A 19,030-nucleotide genomic window follows, 5' to 3' on the forward strand; every position below is an offset into this window, starting at 1 on the left:
CTCGCCCCTTTGGATGTCCGCCCTAGACGCTGTATTTTCCTACACGCTAAGTTTCTTGGCGCAGCGGTAGAGGTCGCGGTTGACGTCCTTGCGCTTTTCCCAGGTCTCGTGCAGCGGCGTGTGGATGATGTTGCTGCCGTGCCGCCCCACCATCACGCCGCTGACGCCGTCCATCAGGGCATAGACGGCGGCCTCGCCCAGACGGCTGGCCAGAATGCGGTCACTGGAGACCGGGGCACCGCCGCGCTGGATGTGGCCCAGGATGCTGACGCGGGTTTCCAGGCCCGTTCCGGCCTGAATGGCGTCGCCCACGCCCTGCGCCCCGCCCGGCACGCCCTCGGCCACGATCACGATGCTGCCGGTCTTGCCCTTCTTGACGCTGTCCTTGACGATCTGGATCACGTCCCCGATGGGCTTGTCGTCCTCGGGGATAAAGACTTCCTCCGCGCCCCCGGCCACCGCCACGTCCAGCGCGATATGCCCGGCGTGGCGGCCCATCACCTCGATCACGAAGATGCGCTCGTGGCTGGCCCCGGTGTCGCGCAGCTTGTCCACGGCGTCCAGCGCAGTTTCCACGGCAGTGAAATAGCCGATGGTGTGATCGGTGCCGTACAGATCATTGTCGATGGTGCCGGGAATGCCGATCACCGGGATGCCGTGTTCCTGCTCCAACAACTGTGCGCCATGAAAGCTGCCGTCGCCGCCGATCACGATGAGTCCCCCCACGCCGTTGTCCCGCAGATGCTGCGCGCCGCTGGCCCGGCCCTCGGGGGTGCGCCAGGTGGCGCTGCGGGCGGTCAGCAGAATGGTGCCGCCGCGCTGGATGGTGTTGGCTACATCACGGGGGCCGATCAGCTTCAGCTCGCCCCGGTGCAGGCCGGAAAAGCCCCGGCGCACCCCCATGACCTCCAGCCCTTCAAAGGCGGCGGTGCGGACCACCGCGCGGATGGCCGCGTTCATGCCGGGGGCGTCGCCGCCGCTGGTCAGGACCGCCACGCGCTGGATGCCTGCGAGGTTGGGATGCCGGGTAGGGGTGGGTTCAGTCATATTCAGTCTCGCTTTTCGGGGAAAGGAAAGATCGGAGGGAAGGTGGCGCTGTGGTTCAGCCCGATTGATTCAGCCCAGTCGATTCAGCTCGGATCAGAAAGATCTGGCCCGGCCTTCTCTGTAACCCGCAGGGCCAGCGCATAAGCGTCATTCTTACGCAAACCCTGGGCCATCAGCGCGTCACGTATATCCCTGGCCGTTTTTCCCTGCGCGGCCAGCGCCAGCGCCACCGCCTCGTGATCGGGCGCGGGCGCGTCTGGATCGGCCTCGCCTGCCGGACGCCCCGCCACCACCACCACGATCTCGCCCCGCACTCCGGCAGCAAAACGCGCGGTCAGCTCCGCCAGCGTGCCGCGCGCCGTTTCCTCAAACTTCTTGGACAGCTCACGGGTCACGCTGGCCGGGCGCGACTCGCCGCACACTCCGGCCAGATCGCTCAGCGTCGCGCCTAAACGGTGCGGACTCTCGTACAACACGCTGGTCTCTGCGCGGGCAGCCAGGGCCGACAGCCGGGTCTTGCGCTCGCGGCCACTGCGGGGCAGGAAGCCCTCGAAGGTGAAGCGCCCACTGTCCAGCCCCGACAGAACCAGCGCGGGCACGAAGGCGGTGGCTCCGGGCAACACCTCCACCGGAATGTCTGCCGCGATGGCCGCCGCCACCAGTTCCGCGCCCGGATCGCTGATGCCGGGGGTGCCCGCATCCGAGACGTAGGCCAGCCGGGGGTACTTTTCCAGCGCGGCGGGGGCGCGGCGCATGGTGTGGGCGTCCAGCCGCACCAGCGGCTTCTGAATGCCCAGGTGGGCCAGCAACGCGCCGCTGCGGCGGGTGTCCTCGCAGGCCACCGCGTCCGCGCCCCTCAGCACCTCCACGGCGCGCAGGGTGATGTCACCCAGGTTGCCGACAGGGGTGGGCACCAGCCATACGCGCGGGCCGTCCTGTGACCCGGAGACAGGGGCGGCCCGTTCGGCGGTCTGCTCGTCAGGAAGTTCAGGGCCAGACCGTTCAAGACCAGTCAATTCGAGATCATTCAATTCAGGACCGGACAACTCAGTCATCGACTCCAGACGGCGGCAGGGTCAGCGTCAGATTCGGTCCCATCAGGCCCGCGCCGTCAGTTCCGGTGGCGGCCAGCCCGACATTGGGCTTGATCCGCACCTTGACCTTGCGGGGCCGCTTGAGAACGTTGGTAATCCGGGCGCGCAGCAACTCGCCCTCACCCACGGTGACGGTGACCACCGTGCCCTCGGGCAGGCGGGTGCCCAGCACCACCACCACCCCATTTTCCACAATGCCCTTGTAGGCCCTCATGCTTCCCTCCCCTGGGCGCGGCGCTGCCGCCGGTTCGCCCTGGATAATGCTTCCTGCAAAGCCACGATTTCCGATTCGCGTGCCCCGCCCAGCCGGGCATACCGATCAATAATTTCAGCCGCCTCGCGCCGACGGTCCAGCCGCAGCAGCAGCGCGCCCAGATGTTCGCCGCCCACGAAGTACGAGCGGGGATTTTCCGGGTCTGCCAGAATCTGCGCGCGGGCCTTTTCCATTCTGGAGAGTGCCTGCTGATGACGGCCCACCTGCCAGCGCACCAGATACAGCGCCAGCCCGAAGGTCAGCAGCGCGCCCAGCGCCGAGATCGAAATGGTCTCCGAGACCCCGAAGCCTGCGCCCAGCCGCAGCGTCAGCGGAAAGCAGAAGGCCAGCACCACCATCACCGCCAGCGTGGCCGCGTAGTTCATGCGCCGCCCCGCGTGGGAAGGCTGGAAAGAGTGCCGCTCTGGGGAGTGGCGAACAGGACCATGCCCGACAGTCTAGCGGGCGGCGGCGGGTGAGGGCAGTTAATCCGCTTACGCTGACCTGGGCTGTCATCCGCTTGCGTTGAGGCAGGTCGGACCGGAAAGGCTAGGCTGCTGCCCATGAGGCTGCACCTGATCACCGTCGGAGAACCCCGGCTGGCCTACGCCCGCGCGGGCTGGGACGAGTACGCCACGCGGCTGCGGCGCTACCACAAGTTGCAGGTCAGCCGGGTGTCGGGCAAGACGCAGGCGCTGGAAAGTGAGGCCATTCGCAAGGCCGCCGGAAAAGCGCCCCTGATCCTGCTGGACCCACGCGGGCGGCAATTTACCTCTGAGGGTCTGAGCGCGTATCTGGACGCCCGCGCACTGGGCGGCACCGGGGAACTGGCCCTGGCAGTGGGCGGTCCAGAAGGCCACACCGACGAGCTGCGTGCTGGAGCCGACGCGCTGTGGAGCCTGGGCGAGCTGACCCTGCCGCACGATCTGGCGATGGTGGTGCTGGCCGAGGCGCTGTACCGCGCGGCGACGATCAGCGCGGGCGAGCCGTACCACCGGGGCTAGGGTGCCCGGCGGCCATGTGGAAGGTAAACCCCCGGCCATGTCCTAGACTTCCCGCCGTGACCCCTGACGCTCCTGCCGCCGAAACCGAGTGGTTCCAGACGCCCACCCTGCGGGGACGCCATGTCTTTTTAGAGGGGCTGGACGAATCGCACGCCGCCGACATGTGCGCCGGGGCGGACGATGAAACGGTGCGGCTGCTGGCGCGAGGCGGACCAAGCGAGGCCACGCCCGAAGCCTGGGCCGACTACATCGGGCGGCTGAACGCGCTGCCGAACCGGATAAATTTCGCCGTCTGCCTGCGCGAGAGTGGCGTGTGCGTGGGCCGCATCAGCTACAGCGAGATCCGGTGGGCAGACCGCTGGGCCGAAATCGGGACCATGCTGCTGCCCGCCGCACAGGGCACTGCGGTCAACCCGGAAGCCAAGCTGCTGCTGATGGCCCGCGCCTTCGAGGTCCTGGGCGCGGGCCGCGTGCAGTTCAAGGTGGACAGCCGCAACGCCCGCAGCATCCGCGCCATGCAGAAACTGGGCGCGGTGCAGGAGGGCACGCTGCGGCAGTATCAGGTGGTTCCTGACGGCTTCGCCCGCGACAGCGTGGTGTTCAGCGTACTGCGGGGCGAATGGCCCGCAGTGAAAGCTGGGCTAGAAAACCGCGTCGCCACGCTGATCTGACCTCTCGCCATATCAGGCGTCCTCATCTGGATAAGCGCACCGCTAACGATTGACAAAGGAATGCCTGCTAGCCTCATGGGCAGTATGCCCACGCCGCGCCCTGTTGTCCTCGTGTCCGCCCTCGCCCTGAGCCTGCTGGGGCCGTGCGCCTCTGCCCTGATCGTGCCCATGAGCGGCTGGGTGCCCGTCAACGGCAACGCCAACGTCTGGACCGACACCAGCGGGGCCTGCCTGCTGCGTGAGGAACGCTCCGAGCAGGCGTTTCCGGTGCTGGCCTCGCAGGAGGAGGCGCTGGCCTTTGCCGCCAAATTGCGCGTGCAACTCAGCAAGTCGATGGGGCCGGTGATCAGCCAGCCGGTGGACCGCGCCGGATTCTGGGCCGTGCTGGCCGCCTACGACTACAAGAAGGAGGACGCGACGTACAAGGTCTCGCAGCTCTACATCAACGACGCGGGAACCCTGCGGACCGTGACGGGCAGCAGCGCCGACGGCGAGAAGGGCGCGTGCGTGAATGCCATGCGCGAATTTATCCGCTATCTGGCAGATTGAGGGCCGATGGATGCCTGGGGCTACGGACTCAGAAATGGGCAACCGGGCCGCCCAGCGCCCGCGTGCTACCCTCGCCAATTGATGTGTGAACAACATTTCCCCCTTCCATCTATCTCCAGCGCCGACTTGAGGACACAGCCGTGATGGTTGTTGCTGCGCTGCTGTCGCTGCTGCTGGTGTGGCTGTTTATCCGTGCCAGCAAGGCGCAGGGCTGGGGGCAGCCAGTCCGCAAGGACGGCCCGCAGACGCACCTGATCAAGGAGGGCACGCCCACGGCGGGCGGCGTGCCATTCGTGCTGGCGCTGGCGCTGGTGTTCTTCCCGCTGTACTTCACGGGCCACGCGGGCGGCCCCCGCGAACTGCTGATCATGCTGACCGCGCTGGGCATGGGCCTGATCGGCGGCATAGACGACTTCCTGAAGGTCCGTTCGCGCATGAAGGGCAGCGGCAAGAAGGAACTGATCGCCCGCGAGAAGATGCCCCTGCAACTGCTGGTGGGTCTGCTGTTCGGCTGGTTCGCCGCGCCGCTGGCCGCACACGAACTGGTGCCGGGCTTCGGGCAGATCGGGGACACCATTTTGCTGACGCTGGTCATGATCGGCAGCGTCAACGCCTTCAACTTCACCGACGGGCTGGACGGCCTGCTGGGCGGCGTGGCCATTATCGTGTTACTGCCACTGCTGGCGCTGTCTCCTGTTTCGGCGCTGCTGGTGGCCGTGATCCTGGGCTTCCTGTGGTTCAACGCGCACCCGGCAAAGGTTTTCATGGGCGACATGGGCAGCCACGCCATCGGGGCCATCGCGGCGGGTGCATACGTGCTGTACGCCGACGTGTGGCTGCTGCCGCTGGCCGCCATCATCCCGGTGGTGGCCGTGCTGAGCGTGGTGATTCAGGTAGTCTCTTTCCGCACCCGCAAGAAACGCGTGTTCAAGATGAGTCCCATCCAGCACCACTTCGAGCTGAGTGGCTGGCCCGAGACCCACGTCACCCTGCGCTTCTGGGTGGTCACGGCGGTGGCGACGGCGGCAGTGTGGTGGATTCTGGGCGGCAGGCCGTGATGAAAGGCGTTCTGTCCTCTGCTCACAGATTCCATGATTGACGGTCTCCCCCATCTGCTCGCCCGCCGCGCCCATCTGCCCGCGCAGGGCACCACCTTCTACCGGGGCGTCCATACCACCGAAACTGCCGGGGAATTCGCGCTGGACGTGGCCGGGGACGCCGGGGTACTGAGTCTGTACGCCGACTTCTCGCCGGAGGAAGAAATAGAACTGGCCGGGGCGTGCGGCGAGGCGGCGGGGCTGGCGGGCATCTATCTCAAACGCCGCCCCCCCGAAGCGCGGCACGCGGCGAATGTAGAGCGGGATTGGCTCTCACCCCCTGATCCCGTCTGGGGCGAGGCGCGCGAGGAAGTCACGGCGCTGGAAAACAGCGTGCCCTTCCTGATTCGCCCCGGCGCGGACCTGAGCATCGGTCTGTTCGCGGACGCCCGCCCGGCGCGGGGGTGGGTCCGGCAGCACGCCCCGACACGGGTGCTGAACGCCTTTGCCTACACCTGCGGTTTTGGCGTGAATGCCTCGCTGGGCGGCGCGCAGGCCGTCAAGAACGTGGACCTGTCGCGCAAGGTGCTGGCCTGGGGGCAGGAGAATTACGCGCTGAGCGGCGTCAGCGCCCCGGACGACGATTTTCTGTACGGCGACGTGTTCGACTGGTTCCGGCGTCTGGGACGGCGCGGCGATACCTTTGATCTGGTGATTCTGGACCCTCCCAGCTTCGCGCGGGGCAGGGCTGGAGTCTGGCGTGCAGAGCGGGATTACGGGCGGCTGGCAGCGCTGGCGGCGGCGGTGACCGCGCCGGGCGGGCAGATCATGACGCTGCTGAACCACGCGGGCGTCTTCCCTACCAGCTTTGAGCGCATGGTCCGGCTGGGTCTGGAGGAAACCGGGCGACGGGGCCGCGTTCTGGAAAGCCTGGGCGCAGGCGAGGACTTTCCGGGGGCCACGCACCTGAAAGCGGTGGTGTGGGCGCTGGACTGAGCTGCCGATCAGGTTTCTTCGGGCAGGCGGAAGGGGGCCAGTTTGCCCGCCGCGAAGCTACAGATCAGGTCACCCAGGGCGATGTCCTCGCTCATGGCCTCGTAGACGGTGAAACGGATGACCTCGCCCGCCTCCACGCGGCGCAGCACATTCAGCGTGACCCAGCCGCTGACAGTGATCTCGCCGTAGGTCATGCTGAAGAATTCGGTGGCGTCGGGCGGACTGGACATCCTTCAAAGATAGTGCAGCCCCCGCTTTTTCACCCCTTGCGCCTGACCCACCCCCCCCAATATGCCGAATTCCACCCCCACTTGTGGGCCGCCTCACTTCGTTTTGTAAAGCGGCGGGTATGCTGGGGGAATGACGCAAACCGCAGAGACAGAAAAACAGGTGCTGGTGCCCCTGACCACCCCTGAAGAAGTCGATCAGTTCCTCACGGACTACCCGCTGGCCGCCGTGTTCAAGGCCGGAACCTGCCACAAGACCATGCAGGGCTTCGGCGTGCTGGAAACCTTCTTGCAGGACCACGAGCTGCCGGTGGGCTTTATCCGCGTGGTGGACTGGCGGCCCGCCAGCAACCGCGTGACGGAGATGACCGGAATCGTTCACCACAGCCCGCAACTGATGATCTTCAAAGACGGTCAGGTGCAGTTCGAGGTCAACAACTGGGACATCACCCCCGAGGCGCTGGAACCGGTGTTCGCACAGGTGCCCGCCCGCAGCGCATCAGGCAGCGTGCAGACCGACGACAACATCGAGCCGTACCGCCGCCTGATGCGCGACTTCGTGGACGGCAAGGTCAGCGACTGGGCGTTTCAGGACCAGTACGTGACCATGTTCCGCGACGACGCCAGCCTGCGCAGTCAGCGCGAGTTCGAGCTGCTTTCCCGCCTGTTCGGCGATCCCGACGCCTATCACGGCGGCCTGCACCAACTGGGCCAGCCCCAGGAACGCGGCGAGTTGCAGGACCGGGTCAAGCAGCTTCTGACCGAACTGGGCTAAAGCACTTCTCGACAACCATCAAAAAGAGTGCCGAACGCAATGTCCGGCACTCCATTTTTGTCTGGTTACTTGACGCTGAGGCGCACGTCCACATTGTTGCGCGTGGCGGCGCTGTAGGGGCAGACCTCGTGGGCCGCCTTCATCAGGTCCATGGCCTGTTTTTCGTCCATGCCGGGAAAGTGGCCCTGGAGTTCCACGTCCAGCGCAAAGGCACCAGTTTCATTGCTCAGGCCCACCATCGCCGTGATGGTCTGATCGCCGGGCAACTTGATCTTGTCGCGGCGGGACACGACGCCCAGCGCGCCCTGAAAGCACGCCGCGTAGCCAGCAGCGAACAGTTGCTCGGGGTTGGTGCCGGGGCCGTCGTCGCCGCCCATGCCCTTGGGCACGCTGAGGTTCAGGTCGATGCGTCCGTCGTCGCTCTTGGTGTGTCCTGCGCGTCCGCCGGTGGCGGTGGCCTGTGCTGTATATAGATTGCTCACGGCCTCAGAATGCCACAGAGCCTGGGTGTCAAAAGGAATCCGTCTGGACTTGAAACCCCCTCCGCAGGGGAAAGGGGTCAGGGGTGGATGGTACAGCTCGGAACGCGAGGGTTCTCTCTAATCGTTCGCCGCTGGAGCTGCTTCCTTCGGCGCAGGCGTCTCAGCCGGCGTAAACCTGTTCTGCAACATGCTCAGCAAATTGACCCCGGTGGCGTTTTCCACCTGCTCCACCAGCCCGATGATGTTGGCGGGCATGGTCTGCATGGCACTCTTGACGGCACGTCCGTCGCCGCTGTCGATCACAGTCACCTTGTCGATCTGCATGCCCCGCACGCTGCCGGTGATCTGCTCGATAATCGCGGGCAGCATGTTCAGCACGTAGGCGCGCTCGCCTTCGGGTCCGGCGTCGCGGAAGGCTTCCACCATCAGCTTGACGGCCTCGGCCTTGGCGCGGCCTTCCTCGATGATCGGGGCGGCGGCGGCCTGGGCTTCCAGCAGTTCAGCCTCGCGGCGGGCGCGGGCGGGGGCCACCACATCGGCTTCCAGACGCTTCTGGTTCAGGATGATCCGCTCCTGTTCCAGTTGCTGCTCGGCCACCACGCGGGCGCGTTCGGCCCCCACTTTGGCCTCGTTCTCGCGGCTGGCGGCCACCGCTTCCAGCTCGGCGCGGCGCACGCGCAGCTCGTTCTCGCGCTCCAGGATCGCCTGCTGGGAGGCGGTCTGGGCGATCACCGAACGCTGTCTGGCCTGGGCTTCGGCCTCGGCGGCCTCGGCGTTCTGCTCGGCCTCGATCACGCGGGCCTGGCGCTGGGCCTCGGCCTTTTTCTGGCGCAACAGGGCTTCCAGGGCCGCCTGTTCCTGCTCGAAGTTCTGGGTGGCGCGGACCTTGGCCAGTTCGGATTCCACCGTGGCCTCGTTCTGGCGAGACAGTTGAATGGCCCCCAGCTCTGTACGGCGGACTTCCAGCTTGTTCTGCTCCTCCAGAATGGCCTGCTGCGCGATGGACTGCGTGACCTGGGCGCGCTGCACCGCCTGCGCCTCGGACTGGGTGGCCTCCGCGTTGCGCTCGGCCTCCGCCACGCGGGCTTCCTTCAGCACTTCAGCGGTCTGCCGCCGCCCGATGCTTTCCAGATACCCGGCGATGTCAGAGACGTTCTGGATCTTGAGGGTGTCGAGCTTGATGCCGAGGTTGTTCATGTCATGCTCGGCCTCCTCGATCAGCGATTCGGCAAAGCGCAGGCGGTCCTGGTTGATTTCCTCGGGGGTCAGGGTGGCGATCACGCCGCGCAGGTTGCCCTCCAGGGTATCGCGCACGATGTTGGTCAGGGCGGCGCGTGGCACGTCCAGAAAGCGCTCGATAGCGTTCCCGAGTTGCGGGTCCGAACCGTTGATCTTGACGTTGGCCACCGCGTGGATCTTGAGGGGAATACCGCCGCGCGAGTAGGCGTTTTCCACGGTCAGGTCCAGCGGAATGGTGGTCAGGTCCATCCACGAGACCTTTTCCAGCAGCGGAATGCGGAAGGCGCGCCCGCCCCGGATCACGCGGTAGCCCACCGTGTCGCCCTCGGTGGTCTGGCGGCTGCGCCCCGAGATGACCAGCACCTTGTTGGGCGGCACCACGATCAGCAGGTTCTGAATGAGCATGATCACCAGCACGATGCCGACGACGATGATGCCCGCGACGATAAGAATAGGAATGAGATCGTTCATGGGGTGGTCCTCCGGTAAGTGAGTACGCGGTGAGCCTGAGTAAAGTTCCCCGGACATGATGATGGGAAAAGACAGGGCTGGAACGTGAGATTTTCAACGTCTGTAAGCGGGGAGTAAGAGGGTTTGGGGTGTCATGGGCTTAATTCTCATTGCCGCACCCTGCTTCACCGCCCTCACCGCCCAGCTCACCGCCTGCCTTCTCCTCTGCCCCCGGGACCCTGCCCATGACTGAATCCCCCACCCTGCCGCTGCCCACCGCCCCGCCTCCCCTGCCCCTGGACCGCGTGATCTACACGGACCTGTGTACCGACCATTACCCCTGGACCGAGATCATGCTGGATCTGGAAATCCGCCAGACCGCAGGTTTCAGCGGCGTGCTGGACGCCATGCAGGGGGACCGCTGGGCACGTTTCGTGTGGGTACGCGGGCAATGTCTGGGCGGCTTCACGGGCGGCGGGCAGGCCGTGGGCTGGGACGTGACCTACGGCGGTCTGCCGCGTGCCCGCGTGCGTCTGGGCGAGTGTTCGCCGCCCGTGGGCGCAGTGGTCTGGACCAGCCGCGCGGCGCGGGCGGGGCGGCTGGCCGGACGCTGGCCCGACACGCAACTGATCCTCAAGCGCGAGCAGTTCTACGGCCTGGTGGTCTCGGAGGAACTGTGCAGCGTGTGGGAATCGGGGCAGGTGCTGGCCGGACACCTGCCGGACGACGGCGCGCTGTGCGTGGCCTACTCGCCCAACACGGCAGAGAACCGTGAGCGGCTGCTGCGCTTCTGGCACGATCTGCTGGGCGCGGTCCACAGCAACGTTTCACTGGACGAGATCTGGCAGCAGACCTGCGTGCGCCTGAGCGCCGAGCATCCCTGCCTGGACCCCTTCGTGCGTGAGGTCACGCTACGCGGCGGCGTCCTGAACGTCGATCCGACGGTGGCTGTCGGTGAATTCCGCCCAGCGCTGCAAACGGCGCTGCGGGTGACCCTGCTGACCCTGGGTGTCAGCCTGGACGATCTGGCGCTGGGTGATCTGCCGGGCCGTCCCGAATGGGCCGCTGCCGGACTGGGCGGCCCGGTGGCGGGGGCCGCGTCCATGCGCCGTCAGGTGGGCCGATGAACACGTCTGGATCAGGGGCACTGACGTGGCCGGAGGGCCTGCGCCCCGAGATGGCCCTGCCGTTTGCGCTGTGGCGCACGCTGGACCTGATCGACGGCACGCGCGACGCCGCCGAGGTGGCCCGTCTGGCCGGACTGAGCGCCCCCGAACTGCGCCGCAAAATGCACGAGGCGCAGGGGTGGATCAGCCGCGCCGAGGACCACGGGCGGCCCATGACGGACGGGGCGGCCCGGCAGGTGACCCAGTGCCTGACCCAGGTGGTCGGCCCGGTGGCCGAACTGATGGTGGAAGAAGTTCTCGATGACCTGGGGGAAGCCGCCACCCTGAGCGCCCTGCTGGCGGGTCTGACCGCCGAACTGACCCCGGAACAGACGGGCCGTTTCGCCGGACACCTGCGCTCCCTGGGGCTGGCATGAATTCTGGGGCTGGGATGGACCGGATGACTGGCCTCAGACCGGGGTCAGGAGCGCGAAGATCGCCGCAACGACAGGCAGAACAGGGAACGAAGGGAACGAACAGGAGCAACGCAGGGCGGCCAGCAGAGCTGCGCCATGAGGAACCGCGCATGACCGGGCAGGGACGGGCAGCGACGGGAGGGGGCCAACCATGAAATACACCGTGACCATTCAGCAACCCGTGCAGGCCGAACGTCGGCGCGCGCTGGAACAGCAACTGGCCGAACGCTTCAGCCTCAGCGCCGAGCAGGCCGTGCGGCTGTCTGGACGCCGCACCGGACGCCTGATGAAGCCCACCAGCCGCGCCCGCGCCGAACTGCTGCTGGACGTGTTCCAGTTGGCAGGGGCGGCGGTGGCCCTGGAAGAGGTTCAGGAAGAGACCCAGATGATCAACGAGCCGTTCCAGGGTCTGGCTCCCTCGCCCGCCACGCCGTTCGCCCGGAACGACGCCCCGGACGAGGCGTTCCTGGCCTCGCCGATGACCGCGCCCGCCTGGCCCGGTTCGCCGGAAAGCACTTCGGCCTCGCCCTTTGGCAACAGCTCCGCCGTGGTGACCAATGATCCCTTCTCCCCGGCAGCCTTTGGGGGCAGTTCCGCCAGTTTTTCCGGGGGAACGGCGGTGGCCTCGCCCCTGACCAGCATGGACACGGCGCTGGGACAGACTTTCGGCGGTGCGGGCCTGACCGCCGCCGCGCCGCTCTCCGACACGCCGCCCAGCGACGTCTGGTCAGACTTCACGGGCGCGCTGACCATGACCGACGCCACGGCCCTGCCCCCTGCGCTGCCCTTCGGGATGGGCAGCGCCACGACGATGGTGCCGGTGGTCCTTCCAGCCGGGACCGGGGAAGTGGAACCCAAAGGCCCGCGCCGCAGCCTGACGCGGCAGCTCACGCTGGGCACGCTGGCCCCGCTGGCGCTGTCGAGCGCCGTGACGCTGGGTGTGCTGGCCCTGGTGCTGCCCGCTGTGCAGCGTCAGGCCGCGCAGGAGCAGGCCCGTACCCTGGCCGCCGCCGTGGGGGCCAACCTGGGCAGCGGGGCACAGCTCAGCGCCCAGCTCGGCGCGCTTGCGGCCACGCCGGGGGTGGGCTTCGTGCGGGCCGAGTTGCCCGGCGGCCAGACCACGCTGCGCGCCCAGGGTACGGGTGTAAGCAGCCAGAACAGGGAACTGTCGGCCTGGCTGGGCAACCATCCCAACGGCGGCACGCTGAAGCTGGGCGGCACCCAGTACGTAATCGCCCAGGCCACCTTCCGCAAGAACGCGGCAGGCAAGGCCGAGGTCATGCCTGCGGGGGCGGCCCAGGACACGCCAGTGCTGCGGCAGGTGGTGGTGGGCGTCCCGAACACCCAGGCCACCTCCGCCCTGCGCAACGCGCTGCTGCTGGTGCTGCTGGCGGCGCTGCTGGGTCTGGCCCTGGGCGGCTGGCTGGCCAGCCGCGCGGCCCGGCAGATCACCCAGCCCATCGAGCGGCTGGTCAAGGCCGCCGACGCCATCAGCATGGGGGACCTGTCGCGCCCGGTCCACGCCGATCAGAACGATGAGATCGGCGATCTGTCCCAGGCGCTGGAGCGCATGCGTCAGAGCCTGGAAGCCGCGATGGAACGCCTGCGCCGCCGCCGCAAGACCTGAGCGCGCAGCAGAAGAGGGGGCCGGAGATCTACACTCCGTCCCCCTCCCTGCGCGTCACCTGATTCAGTCGGGTTTCATGCTGTGCTTCAGATCACGGATCTGATCGTGGCTGGCCTTGACCTGGGCGTACTGGCCGTCCACGAAGGACCGCAGATCAGCGGGAAGCTCTGTTTCGTTCAGCACGTCCTGATAGTTCTGGATCGCCACGTCCTCGCCGCGCTCGGCCTCGGCCACCACGGCGTAATCGCCCTTACCTGTCACGGCGTCGCGCACGTTCAGCCAGGTGCGGTGCAGGGCCGCGCCCACGCTGCCGCCCTTGTCGGCGTCGCCGCCCATGCTCTGAATCTTGGTGACGACTTCGCCCGCGAGCATGCCACGCTGCTGGCTACGCTCGGCGAACAGGGTTTTGAGATTCGCGGCGTCGGCGTGATCGGCGGCCTGCGAAAAGCCCTTCTCGCCGTCGCGCAGGGTGCCCAGCAGGTATTGCAGTTTGTCGATGGCCTGTTCGTTGTTCATCATGGTGGTCTCTCCTTCGGCGCGGCCTGCACGGGCCGCCGTCGCCGTTGCAGAGCAGGCTAATCGGCCAGTTCAGGAGAAGACTGTGTGGGAGCTTAACGAGGCCCACTGTTCTGTCTTGAGCTGACCTTGAACATTCACGCAGACCCGGCACCCTTGCCCGCGCTAGCGTCTAGAACATGTCCCCGCCGTCCGCCACCCTTCCCTGGATTCTCCGCATGGCCTGGCATGACCTGTGTTTCATGCACTGGCCGGTGGACGCGGAGGCGGTGGCCCGCACCCTGCCGCGCGGCGTGACTGTCGATACCCACGGCGGCAAGGCGTATCTGGGCGTGGTGCCGTTCCGCATGGCAGACGTGGCCCCGCGCTTCGTGCCGGGTGTGCCGGGCCTGAGCGACTTTCCCGAATTAAATCTGCGGACCTACGTGACGGCGGGCGGTGAACCGGGCGTGTGGTTCTACAGTCTGGACGCCGCACAGCCGCTGGGGGTGAGGCTGGCGCGGCAGTTCTTCCATCTGCCCTACTTCGATGCCCGGATGTGGGTCTCGCGTGAGCAGGGCATCACCCGTTATGCCAGCCTGCGGACGCATCGGGGCGAGCCGCCTGCCCGTTTTGCCGCCGCCTACCGGCCCATCGGTGAGCCTATTGAGGCCCCGCCCGGCAGCCTGGAGGACTGGCTGACCAACCGCCTGAATCTCTACAGCGCCGACAGGCGTGGGCAGGTCTACCGGGGCCGCATCGCACACCACGCGTGGCCCCTGCGCCGCGCCGAGGCGGTCATCCGCGAAAACACCCTGGCCGATGCGCTGGGCATCCCACTGGAAGGACCGCCCCATCTCCTGCACGCCGAGGAACTGCGCGTCCACGCCCACTGGCTGGAGCAGGTGCAGTAGAAGAAAGAGAGGAAATCCAGCCCTCACACAGTCTTTACCGTCAGGCCAAATACCCCCAATTGTATTGATTGCAGTTTGCAATCATCTTCGCTGTCGGGCATCATGGCGCGGTGAGTCTCCCCCCCTCCTCTCCACTCACCGATGCCGAGCTGAACAGCCCCGAGCTGCATTTCCTGACGGCGCTGTGGGACACCTGGCAGGCGTTGACCACGGTGGGCGAGGCCCGCCTGCGCCGCCATGAGCTGGACCTGCGGAGTTTTATCGCCCTGTCCTACCTGCAAGGCGGGCCGCAACAGCCTGCCGATCTGGCCCGCGAACTGGGCGTGCCGCGCTACGAGATCAGCCGGGTGCTGTCCGTGCTGGACGCGTTGGGGGCCGTGACCCGCGAACGTGGGGCCATCACACAGAACGGGGCAGACGGACGCGGCGTGATCGTCCGCATTACCCCGGCTGGGCGTGAGCGGTGGGCGGCGGCCCTGCAAACCGTCCGCACGCTGACCGGACCCCCGCTGGCCCATCTGGACGGCGCACAGCAGCTCAGCCTGATCCAGACCCTGCAAGGCGTGGCGCACGCCGCCCAGCAACAACCCCAACACACACAGGAGCCAACCCCATGACCGAATCTTCCAGCTCTGCCCGCAAGACCCCCACACCCTCCCCGGCCTCCGGCTGCCCCTTCGGCTACGGCGAACCGCTGACGCACGAGGCCCAGGACGTGGCCCGCCTGCCCGCCGTGACGCACGGTGAGGACGGCCTGTATCACGTTCACCGCTTTGCTACCGCCCGCGAGGTGCTGAAGCAGGACGGCGTTTCGCAGGCCGGATTCATGTCGGAATCTTCCCAGAAGGGGGGGCCGAAGATGACCAATCAGCCGGTGCTGTTCGCGGAGGGGGACCACCACCACGACATGCGCCGCCAGACCGCCAAGTACTTCACTCCGGCCTCGGTGGCGGGTTATCAGCCCATGATCGCGGCCCTGGCCGACAAACTGATTGCCGGGCTGGTCGAGGGCGGCGAGGGCAATCTGGATGACCTGAGTCTGGTGCTGGCCGTGGAGGTGGCCGCGCAGGTGGTGGGCCTGACCAGCAGCGTGCTGCCGGGCCTGGAAAAGCGCGTCATGAGCTTTGTGGAAAATGGCCTGGACAGCCAGCCTGGGGCCGCCCAGAAGATGGGCAAGGGCAAGCAGACCCTGATGCAGAGCAATCTGGCCGCCTTCTTCCTGCTGGACGTCAAGCCCGCCATCGCCGTGCGCCGCCGCAAACGCCGCGACGACCTGATCAGCCATCTGATCGACCGCGATTACAGCGACGTCGAGATCGTGACCGAATGCCTGACCTATGCCACAGCGGGCATGGTTACCACCCGTGAATTCATCAGCGCCGCCGCGTGGCATCTGCTGCGGCACCCCGAACTGCGCGCCGACTATGTCCACGGCACCGAGAAGGAACGCCACGCCATCCTGCACGAGATTCTGAGGCTGGAGCCAGTGGTCCGCACGCTATACCGCCGCGCCAACGAGGACCTGACGCTGGACGGCCAGACCGTTCCGGCGGGCAGTGTGATGGCCCTGCACATCACCGACGCCAACACAGACCCGGACGTGGTGGGCGACCCGGCCAATGCCCTGTGCCCCATGCGCCCGCTGCCGCGCGGCGTGCAGGCCCCGGTGCTGGCCTTCGGCGACGGCCACCACCGCTGCCCCGGCGCGTTCCTGGCGATCCGCGAGAGCGACGCCTTTCTGCGCCGCCTATTGATCTGGAACGACGTGGAAATCGTCACCGCGCCCACCGTGACCACCAACGAAACGGTCAAGGGTTATGAAATCCGGGACTTCAAGATCCGGCTGGGCCAGGGGCGCGGGGCCAACGCAAAAGCCTGAGTGGCAATGACCTGAGAGAAAATGAAAAGAGGGCGGCGCAGTCAATCACGACTGCGCCGCCCTTTTCGCGTTCACTTCAGCCTGAGCTGCCATTCGGTAATCGCCACCCACGGTTTAAAACCCAGCGCCACATTGATGCCCAGCATGGCGGCGTTCTGCTCGGCATTGTTGGTCTGGATCAAGCGGGCTTCGGGAGCATTCTGCGCGAGGTAGTCCAGCATCAGCGCCTTGAGCCACTTGCCCAGGCCCTGCCCACGCGCGGCGGGGCGCACGGCAGTTGATCCCTGATGGATGATGGAGGCACGCTCCGGTGTCCAGGAGACATCGGTGTAGCCCACCAGTTCGCCGCTCCGGGTGTCTTCCACGGCGATCAGCAGTTCGCGCTCACCACTTTCCGCCGAATTCGCCTCCCAGCCCCGGATCGTTTCGGGGGTGATGCGCCAGTCGTCCATGTCCAGTTCGCCCTTCGGGGCAGAGTTCATGACCATCATCAGATCGGCCATGCGCTCCAGAAACTCGCCGGGGATGGGGCCGTCCCAGGTGTGCAGGCGGTACGGCTCCCCGGCTGGGCGGATCAGCCACTGGGCCAGCAGATCACGGTCCACCCCCGCCAGTTCCAGACGGCTCTGGCGCGTGGGCAGCGCGGCCTCGGCCCCCAGCAGCCGGGCAAAGGGTTCTCCGCCAGGGTGACGGTCCGAGGTCACGAAGGTCACAGTGTGGCGCATCTCCTGGCGGGCCACTTCCTCCAGAGCGGCGGCCAGCGCGCGGCCCAGCCCCTGACGCCGATGCTGGGGGTGGACAATCAACCGCGCGTGGGCCAGATGAAGATTCTGCTGCGTGTCGTAATTCAGGCTGCCCCAGCCCACCGCCCGCCCACCATCCCACACCACGAAATGTTCGGTGCGGTCATCAGGCATTCCCTGGATCAGTTCCAGCGCCTGTTTCCCGGTGTTCAGCGGCGGCTCACCAGGATACGCGAAGGCAAACACGTCCACATTGAGTTGCCCCACCGCCAGACGCTGTTCAGGTAGGGCCGTATGAGGATCGAAAGGCGTCACCGTCAGTTCGGTCAGGGTCACGCCTCAGTCTGAATCATTCGCGTCAGGAAGACATAGGCCAGATGGCGCAGAGCAGAGGTCAGGCCCACACAAGCGGCAACTCCACCCTTACCCCGCCCACCTCGCGCCCGGCCCAGTTGTGCAGCGTGGCGGGGGCCAGGGCCTGCATTTCCGGCGTGAGCGGAATGCCCAGCGCTTCCAGCACGGCCAGCGCTACATGCGCCCGCGCCCGCTCGCCGCCGTCCATGATCTTGAAGGCGATGCCCAGCGGCCCACGCGGAGTCTCCCGCAGGCCCATGCCGTAGAACGCCTCCGCGCCCATTTTTGCCACCAGACCGGGAACCAGAGGCATCAGAGTGGTGTCCAGCCGTCCGGGTCCAGCCACCAGAAAAGGATGTTCGGTCATGGCCCCGAAGATGCGTTCCAGCGCCTCCGCATATTCACCCGAGGGCCGCGCCAGACCCGCGAAAATCCGGGCGGCGGCCCCCAGCGGCAGCGCGAAGGCCGGAACGCTACAGCCGTCGGTGCCCGCTTCCACCGCTTCCAGACTTACTCCGCCCAGTTCGGCATGCAACTCGCGGATGCGGACTTGCAACGGGTGGCCGTGTTCGGTGTAGCCCTCCTTCGGCCAGCCATTCAGCACGCACGAAAGCAGCATTCCGGCGTGCTTGCCCGAACAGTTGTGGTGCAAAGGGGTGGGCCGTTCACCTGTACGGATCAGCTCTGCCGCCACCACCGCATCGAACGGCGGGTGCGTGCCGCAGCGCAGATCGGCCACCGTGCTGCCCGAACGCTCCAGCAGACGCATCACCGCCGTCAGATGCTCCGGCGTTCCGGCGTGGCTGGCACAGGCAATCGCCAGTTCGTCGGAGGGCAATTCGGGGGCCGCCAGGGCCAGTGGCAGCGCCTGCACCGGCTTGCTGCTGCTGCGCGGGAAGGTGACCAGATCGGGATCACCGCAACTGGCGATCAACTTGCCATCCGCGTCCACCACGGCCAGATGAACCCCGTGAATGCTCTCGTCTACGCCGCCGCGCGTGAAGACCACCCGGGCCACCTGTAATTCGGTCTGTATCATGCTGCCCAGAGTAGCCCCAGAAAGCGCCCAACTTGACTTCTCCGGCCCTGACCCTTAATCTTCTGTCCGCTGGTCCGCCAGCCTGAGCTGGAAAATATGGGGTCCGGTAGTGTAGCGGTTAGCATATCTGCCTGTCACGCAGAAGGTCGCGGGTTCAAATCCCGTCCGGACCGCCAGAAAAAGAAGCGAGTACCCTGACCGGGGCGCTCGCTTTTTCGTGTCCAGGATCTACTCCGCCAGCCGCTACGCCGTCAGAAATTTGCCCAGAAATGTACTGAGCGGCCAGGCTCCATCTGAAGTGTTGGAGATCACGGTCACGGTGGTTCCGCTGACGGGGGAGTGGGCGCTGTCAAAGGACACGCCCGCGTCCATGCCCTGCATGCTGATGCTGGCCTCGCTGCCATCGTCACTGCCCGGCGAGAGCCACAGGCCCAGGCCATACGCGTTCCCCGACGGCATGACGCTGAGAGCGTGTTTATAAAGGGTCCGATCCGGTGGCAAGCTTGAGGTGTGAAACGCAAGCCTTACTCATCGGACCTGACCCAAGCCCAGTTTAAGCGGCTCGAGCCACTC

At 66.7% G+C, this 19,030-nt stretch carries 23 protein-coding genes and 1 tRNA gene; 13 read left to right on the forward strand and 11 right to left on the reverse strand.

Annotated features, from left to right (window positions below; translation table 11 throughout):
* Positions 1-39 precede the first annotated feature (39 nt).
* The 4 genes from pfkA to BOO71_RS19875 all read right to left on the reverse strand — a co-directional run bounded on the left by pfkA (position 40) and on the right by BOO71_RS19875 (position 2,780).
* Complete coding sequence (gene pfkA / locus BOO71_RS19860; protein ID WP_075835327.1) at positions 40-1,047, reverse strand: 6-phosphofructokinase; 1,008 nt, start codon at positions 1,045-1,047, stop codon at positions 40-42.
* Between the two features lie 83 nt (positions 1,048-1,130).
* On the reverse strand, positions 1,131-2,102 hold the full coding sequence (rsmI, locus tag BOO71_RS19865) for a 16S rRNA (cytidine(1402)-2'-O)-methyltransferase (protein WP_083653671.1): 972 nt from the start codon (positions 2,100-2,102) through the stop codon (positions 1,131-1,133).
* Positions 2,095-2,355: a hypothetical protein gene (locus BOO71_RS27980; protein WP_075835328.1), complete on the reverse strand. Its 261-nt coding sequence runs from the start codon at positions 2,353-2,355 to the stop codon at positions 2,095-2,097. The genes rsmI and BOO71_RS27980 overlap by 8 nt, the downstream gene beginning before the upstream one ends.
* Positions 2,352-2,780 (reverse strand): hypothetical protein, encoded by a 429-nt coding sequence (locus BOO71_RS19875; protein ID WP_075835330.1) that lies wholly within the window; start codon positions 2,778-2,780, stop codon positions 2,352-2,354. The genes BOO71_RS27980 and BOO71_RS19875 overlap by 4 nt, the downstream gene beginning before the upstream one ends.
* Before the next feature lie 177 nt (positions 2,781-2,957).
* Here BOO71_RS19875 and BOO71_RS19880 point away from each other — a divergent pair, with 177 nt between their 5' ends.
* From BOO71_RS19880 to BOO71_RS19900, 5 genes are all read left to right on the forward strand, one after another.
* Entirely contained in the window at positions 2,958-3,398 is a 441-nt protein-coding gene (locus BOO71_RS19880) for a 23S rRNA (pseudouridine(1915)-N(3))-methyltransferase RlmH (RefSeq protein WP_075835332.1), read from the forward strand.
* 56 nt (positions 3,399-3,454) lie between these two features.
* Positions 3,455-4,069, forward strand: a complete 615-nt coding sequence (locus tag BOO71_RS19885; protein WP_254843227.1) for a GNAT family N-acetyltransferase — start codon at positions 3,455-3,457, stop codon at positions 4,067-4,069.
* Between the two features lie 84 nt (positions 4,070-4,153).
* Entirely contained in the window at positions 4,154-4,618 is a 465-nt protein-coding gene (locus tag BOO71_RS19890; RefSeq protein ID WP_254843228.1) for a hypothetical protein, read from the forward strand.
* Between the two features lie 140 nt (positions 4,619-4,758).
* Positions 4,759-5,676 (forward strand): phospho-N-acetylmuramoyl-pentapeptide-transferase, encoded by a 918-nt coding sequence (locus tag BOO71_RS19895; protein ID WP_075835338.1) that lies wholly within the window; start codon positions 4,759-4,761, stop codon positions 5,674-5,676.
* A 33-nt stretch (positions 5,677-5,709) separates the two neighbouring features.
* The gene (locus BOO71_RS19900; RefSeq protein ID WP_075835339.1) at positions 5,710-6,651 is read left to right on the forward strand and encodes a class I SAM-dependent rRNA methyltransferase; all 942 of its coding nucleotides are present in this window, start codon (positions 5,710-5,712) and stop codon (positions 6,649-6,651) included.
* An 8-nt stretch (positions 6,652-6,659) separates the two neighbouring features.
* On the opposite strand, the gene BOO71_RS19905 is transcribed toward BOO71_RS19900, so the two are convergent.
* Complete coding sequence (locus BOO71_RS19905) at positions 6,660-6,881, reverse strand: hypothetical protein (protein ID WP_029483393.1); 222 nt, start codon at positions 6,879-6,881, stop codon at positions 6,660-6,662.
* Positions 6,882-7,011: 130 nt separating this feature from the next.
* Between BOO71_RS19905 and BOO71_RS19910 the strand changes: the two genes are divergently transcribed.
* Positions 7,012-7,653 carry a monothiol bacilliredoxin BrxC family protein gene (locus BOO71_RS19910; protein WP_075835341.1) on the forward strand — a complete coding sequence of 214 codons (642 nt, stop codon included), beginning with the start codon at positions 7,012-7,014 and terminating at the stop codon, positions 7,651-7,653.
* Between the two features lie 65 nt (positions 7,654-7,718).
* On the opposite strand, the gene BOO71_RS19915 is transcribed toward BOO71_RS19910, so the two are convergent.
* Together BOO71_RS19915 and BOO71_RS19920 are read right to left on the reverse strand one after the other, a co-directional pair.
* Positions 7,719-8,135, reverse strand: coding sequence for an organic hydroperoxide resistance protein (locus tag BOO71_RS19915; protein ID WP_075835343.1), 417 nt, complete (start codon positions 8,133-8,135; stop codon positions 7,719-7,721).
* 117 nt (positions 8,136-8,252) lie between these two features.
* On the reverse strand, positions 8,253-9,845 hold the full coding sequence (locus BOO71_RS19920; protein ID WP_075835344.1) for a flotillin family protein: 1,593 nt from the start codon (positions 9,843-9,845) through the stop codon (positions 8,253-8,255).
* Positions 9,846-10,069: 224 nt separating this feature from the next.
* Here BOO71_RS19920 and BOO71_RS19925 point away from each other — a divergent pair, with 224 nt between their 5' ends.
* The 3 genes from BOO71_RS19925 (at position 10,070) to BOO71_RS19935 (ending at position 13,033) form a co-directional block, all read left to right on the forward strand.
* The gene (locus tag BOO71_RS19925; protein ID WP_075835346.1) at positions 10,070-10,951 is read left to right on the forward strand and encodes a hypothetical protein; all 882 of its coding nucleotides are present in this window, start codon (positions 10,070-10,072) and stop codon (positions 10,949-10,951) included.
* Positions 10,948-11,367, forward strand: coding sequence for a hypothetical protein (locus BOO71_RS19930; RefSeq protein ID WP_075835348.1), 420 nt, complete (start codon positions 10,948-10,950; stop codon positions 11,365-11,367). Before BOO71_RS19925 ends, BOO71_RS19930 begins: the two co-directional genes overlap by 4 nt.
* Positions 11,368-11,557: 190 nt before the next feature.
* Positions 11,558-13,033, forward strand: a complete 1,476-nt coding sequence (locus tag BOO71_RS19935; protein WP_075835350.1) for a HAMP domain-containing protein — start codon at positions 11,558-11,560, stop codon at positions 13,031-13,033.
* A gap of 63 nt (positions 13,034-13,096) precedes the next feature.
* Here the strand turns inward: BOO71_RS19935 and BOO71_RS19940 are convergent, their stop codons facing one another.
* Positions 13,097-13,552, reverse strand: a complete 456-nt coding sequence (locus BOO71_RS19940; protein WP_075835352.1) for a PA2169 family four-helix-bundle protein — start codon at positions 13,550-13,552, stop codon at positions 13,097-13,099.
* Between the two features lie 176 nt (positions 13,553-13,728).
* Between BOO71_RS19940 and BOO71_RS19945 the strand changes: the two genes are divergently transcribed.
* From BOO71_RS19945 to BOO71_RS19955, 3 genes are all read left to right on the forward strand, one after another.
* A complete protein-coding gene (locus BOO71_RS19945; RefSeq protein WP_075835354.1) occupies positions 13,729-14,442 on the forward strand; it encodes a YqjF family protein in 714 nt (237 codons plus the stop codon).
* Positions 14,443-14,552: 110 nt separating this feature from the next.
* On the forward strand, positions 14,553-15,059 hold the full coding sequence (locus tag BOO71_RS19950) for a MarR family winged helix-turn-helix transcriptional regulator (RefSeq protein ID WP_175607489.1): 507 nt from the start codon (positions 14,553-14,555) through the stop codon (positions 15,057-15,059).
* A complete protein-coding gene (locus tag BOO71_RS19955; RefSeq protein ID WP_075835358.1) occupies positions 15,056-16,321 on the forward strand; it encodes a cytochrome P450 in 1,266 nt (421 codons plus the stop codon). The genes BOO71_RS19950 and BOO71_RS19955 overlap by 4 nt, the downstream gene beginning before the upstream one ends.
* Positions 16,322-16,392: 71 nt before the next feature.
* Here BOO71_RS19955 and BOO71_RS19960 read toward each other — a convergent pair whose 3' ends face one another.
* Positions 16,393-17,400 carry a GNAT family N-acetyltransferase gene (locus tag BOO71_RS19960; protein ID WP_075835359.1) on the reverse strand — a complete coding sequence of 336 codons (1,008 nt, stop codon included), beginning with the start codon at positions 17,398-17,400 and terminating at the stop codon, positions 16,393-16,395.
* 58 nt (positions 17,401-17,458) lie between these two features.
* Entirely contained in the window at positions 17,459-18,457 is a 999-nt protein-coding gene (locus tag BOO71_RS19965) for an asparaginase (protein WP_075835361.1), read from the reverse strand.
* Between the two features lie 100 nt (positions 18,458-18,557).
* Here BOO71_RS19965 and BOO71_RS19970 point away from each other — a divergent pair.
* A tRNA-Asp gene (locus tag BOO71_RS19970) sits at positions 18,558-18,633 on the forward strand.
* 67 nt (positions 18,634-18,700) lie between these two features.
* On the opposite strand, the gene BOO71_RS19975 is transcribed toward BOO71_RS19970, so the two are convergent.
* Entirely contained in the window at positions 18,701-18,916 is a 216-nt protein-coding gene (locus BOO71_RS19975; RefSeq protein WP_075835363.1) for a hypothetical protein, read from the reverse strand.
* Between the last annotated feature and the right edge of the window lie 114 nt (positions 18,917-19,030).

The organism is Deinococcus marmoris (genome assembly GCF_001949125.1).
In the GTDB taxonomy this organism is placed as follows: Bacteria; Deinococcota; Deinococci; order Deinococcales; family Deinococcaceae; genus Deinococcus; species Deinococcus marmoris_A.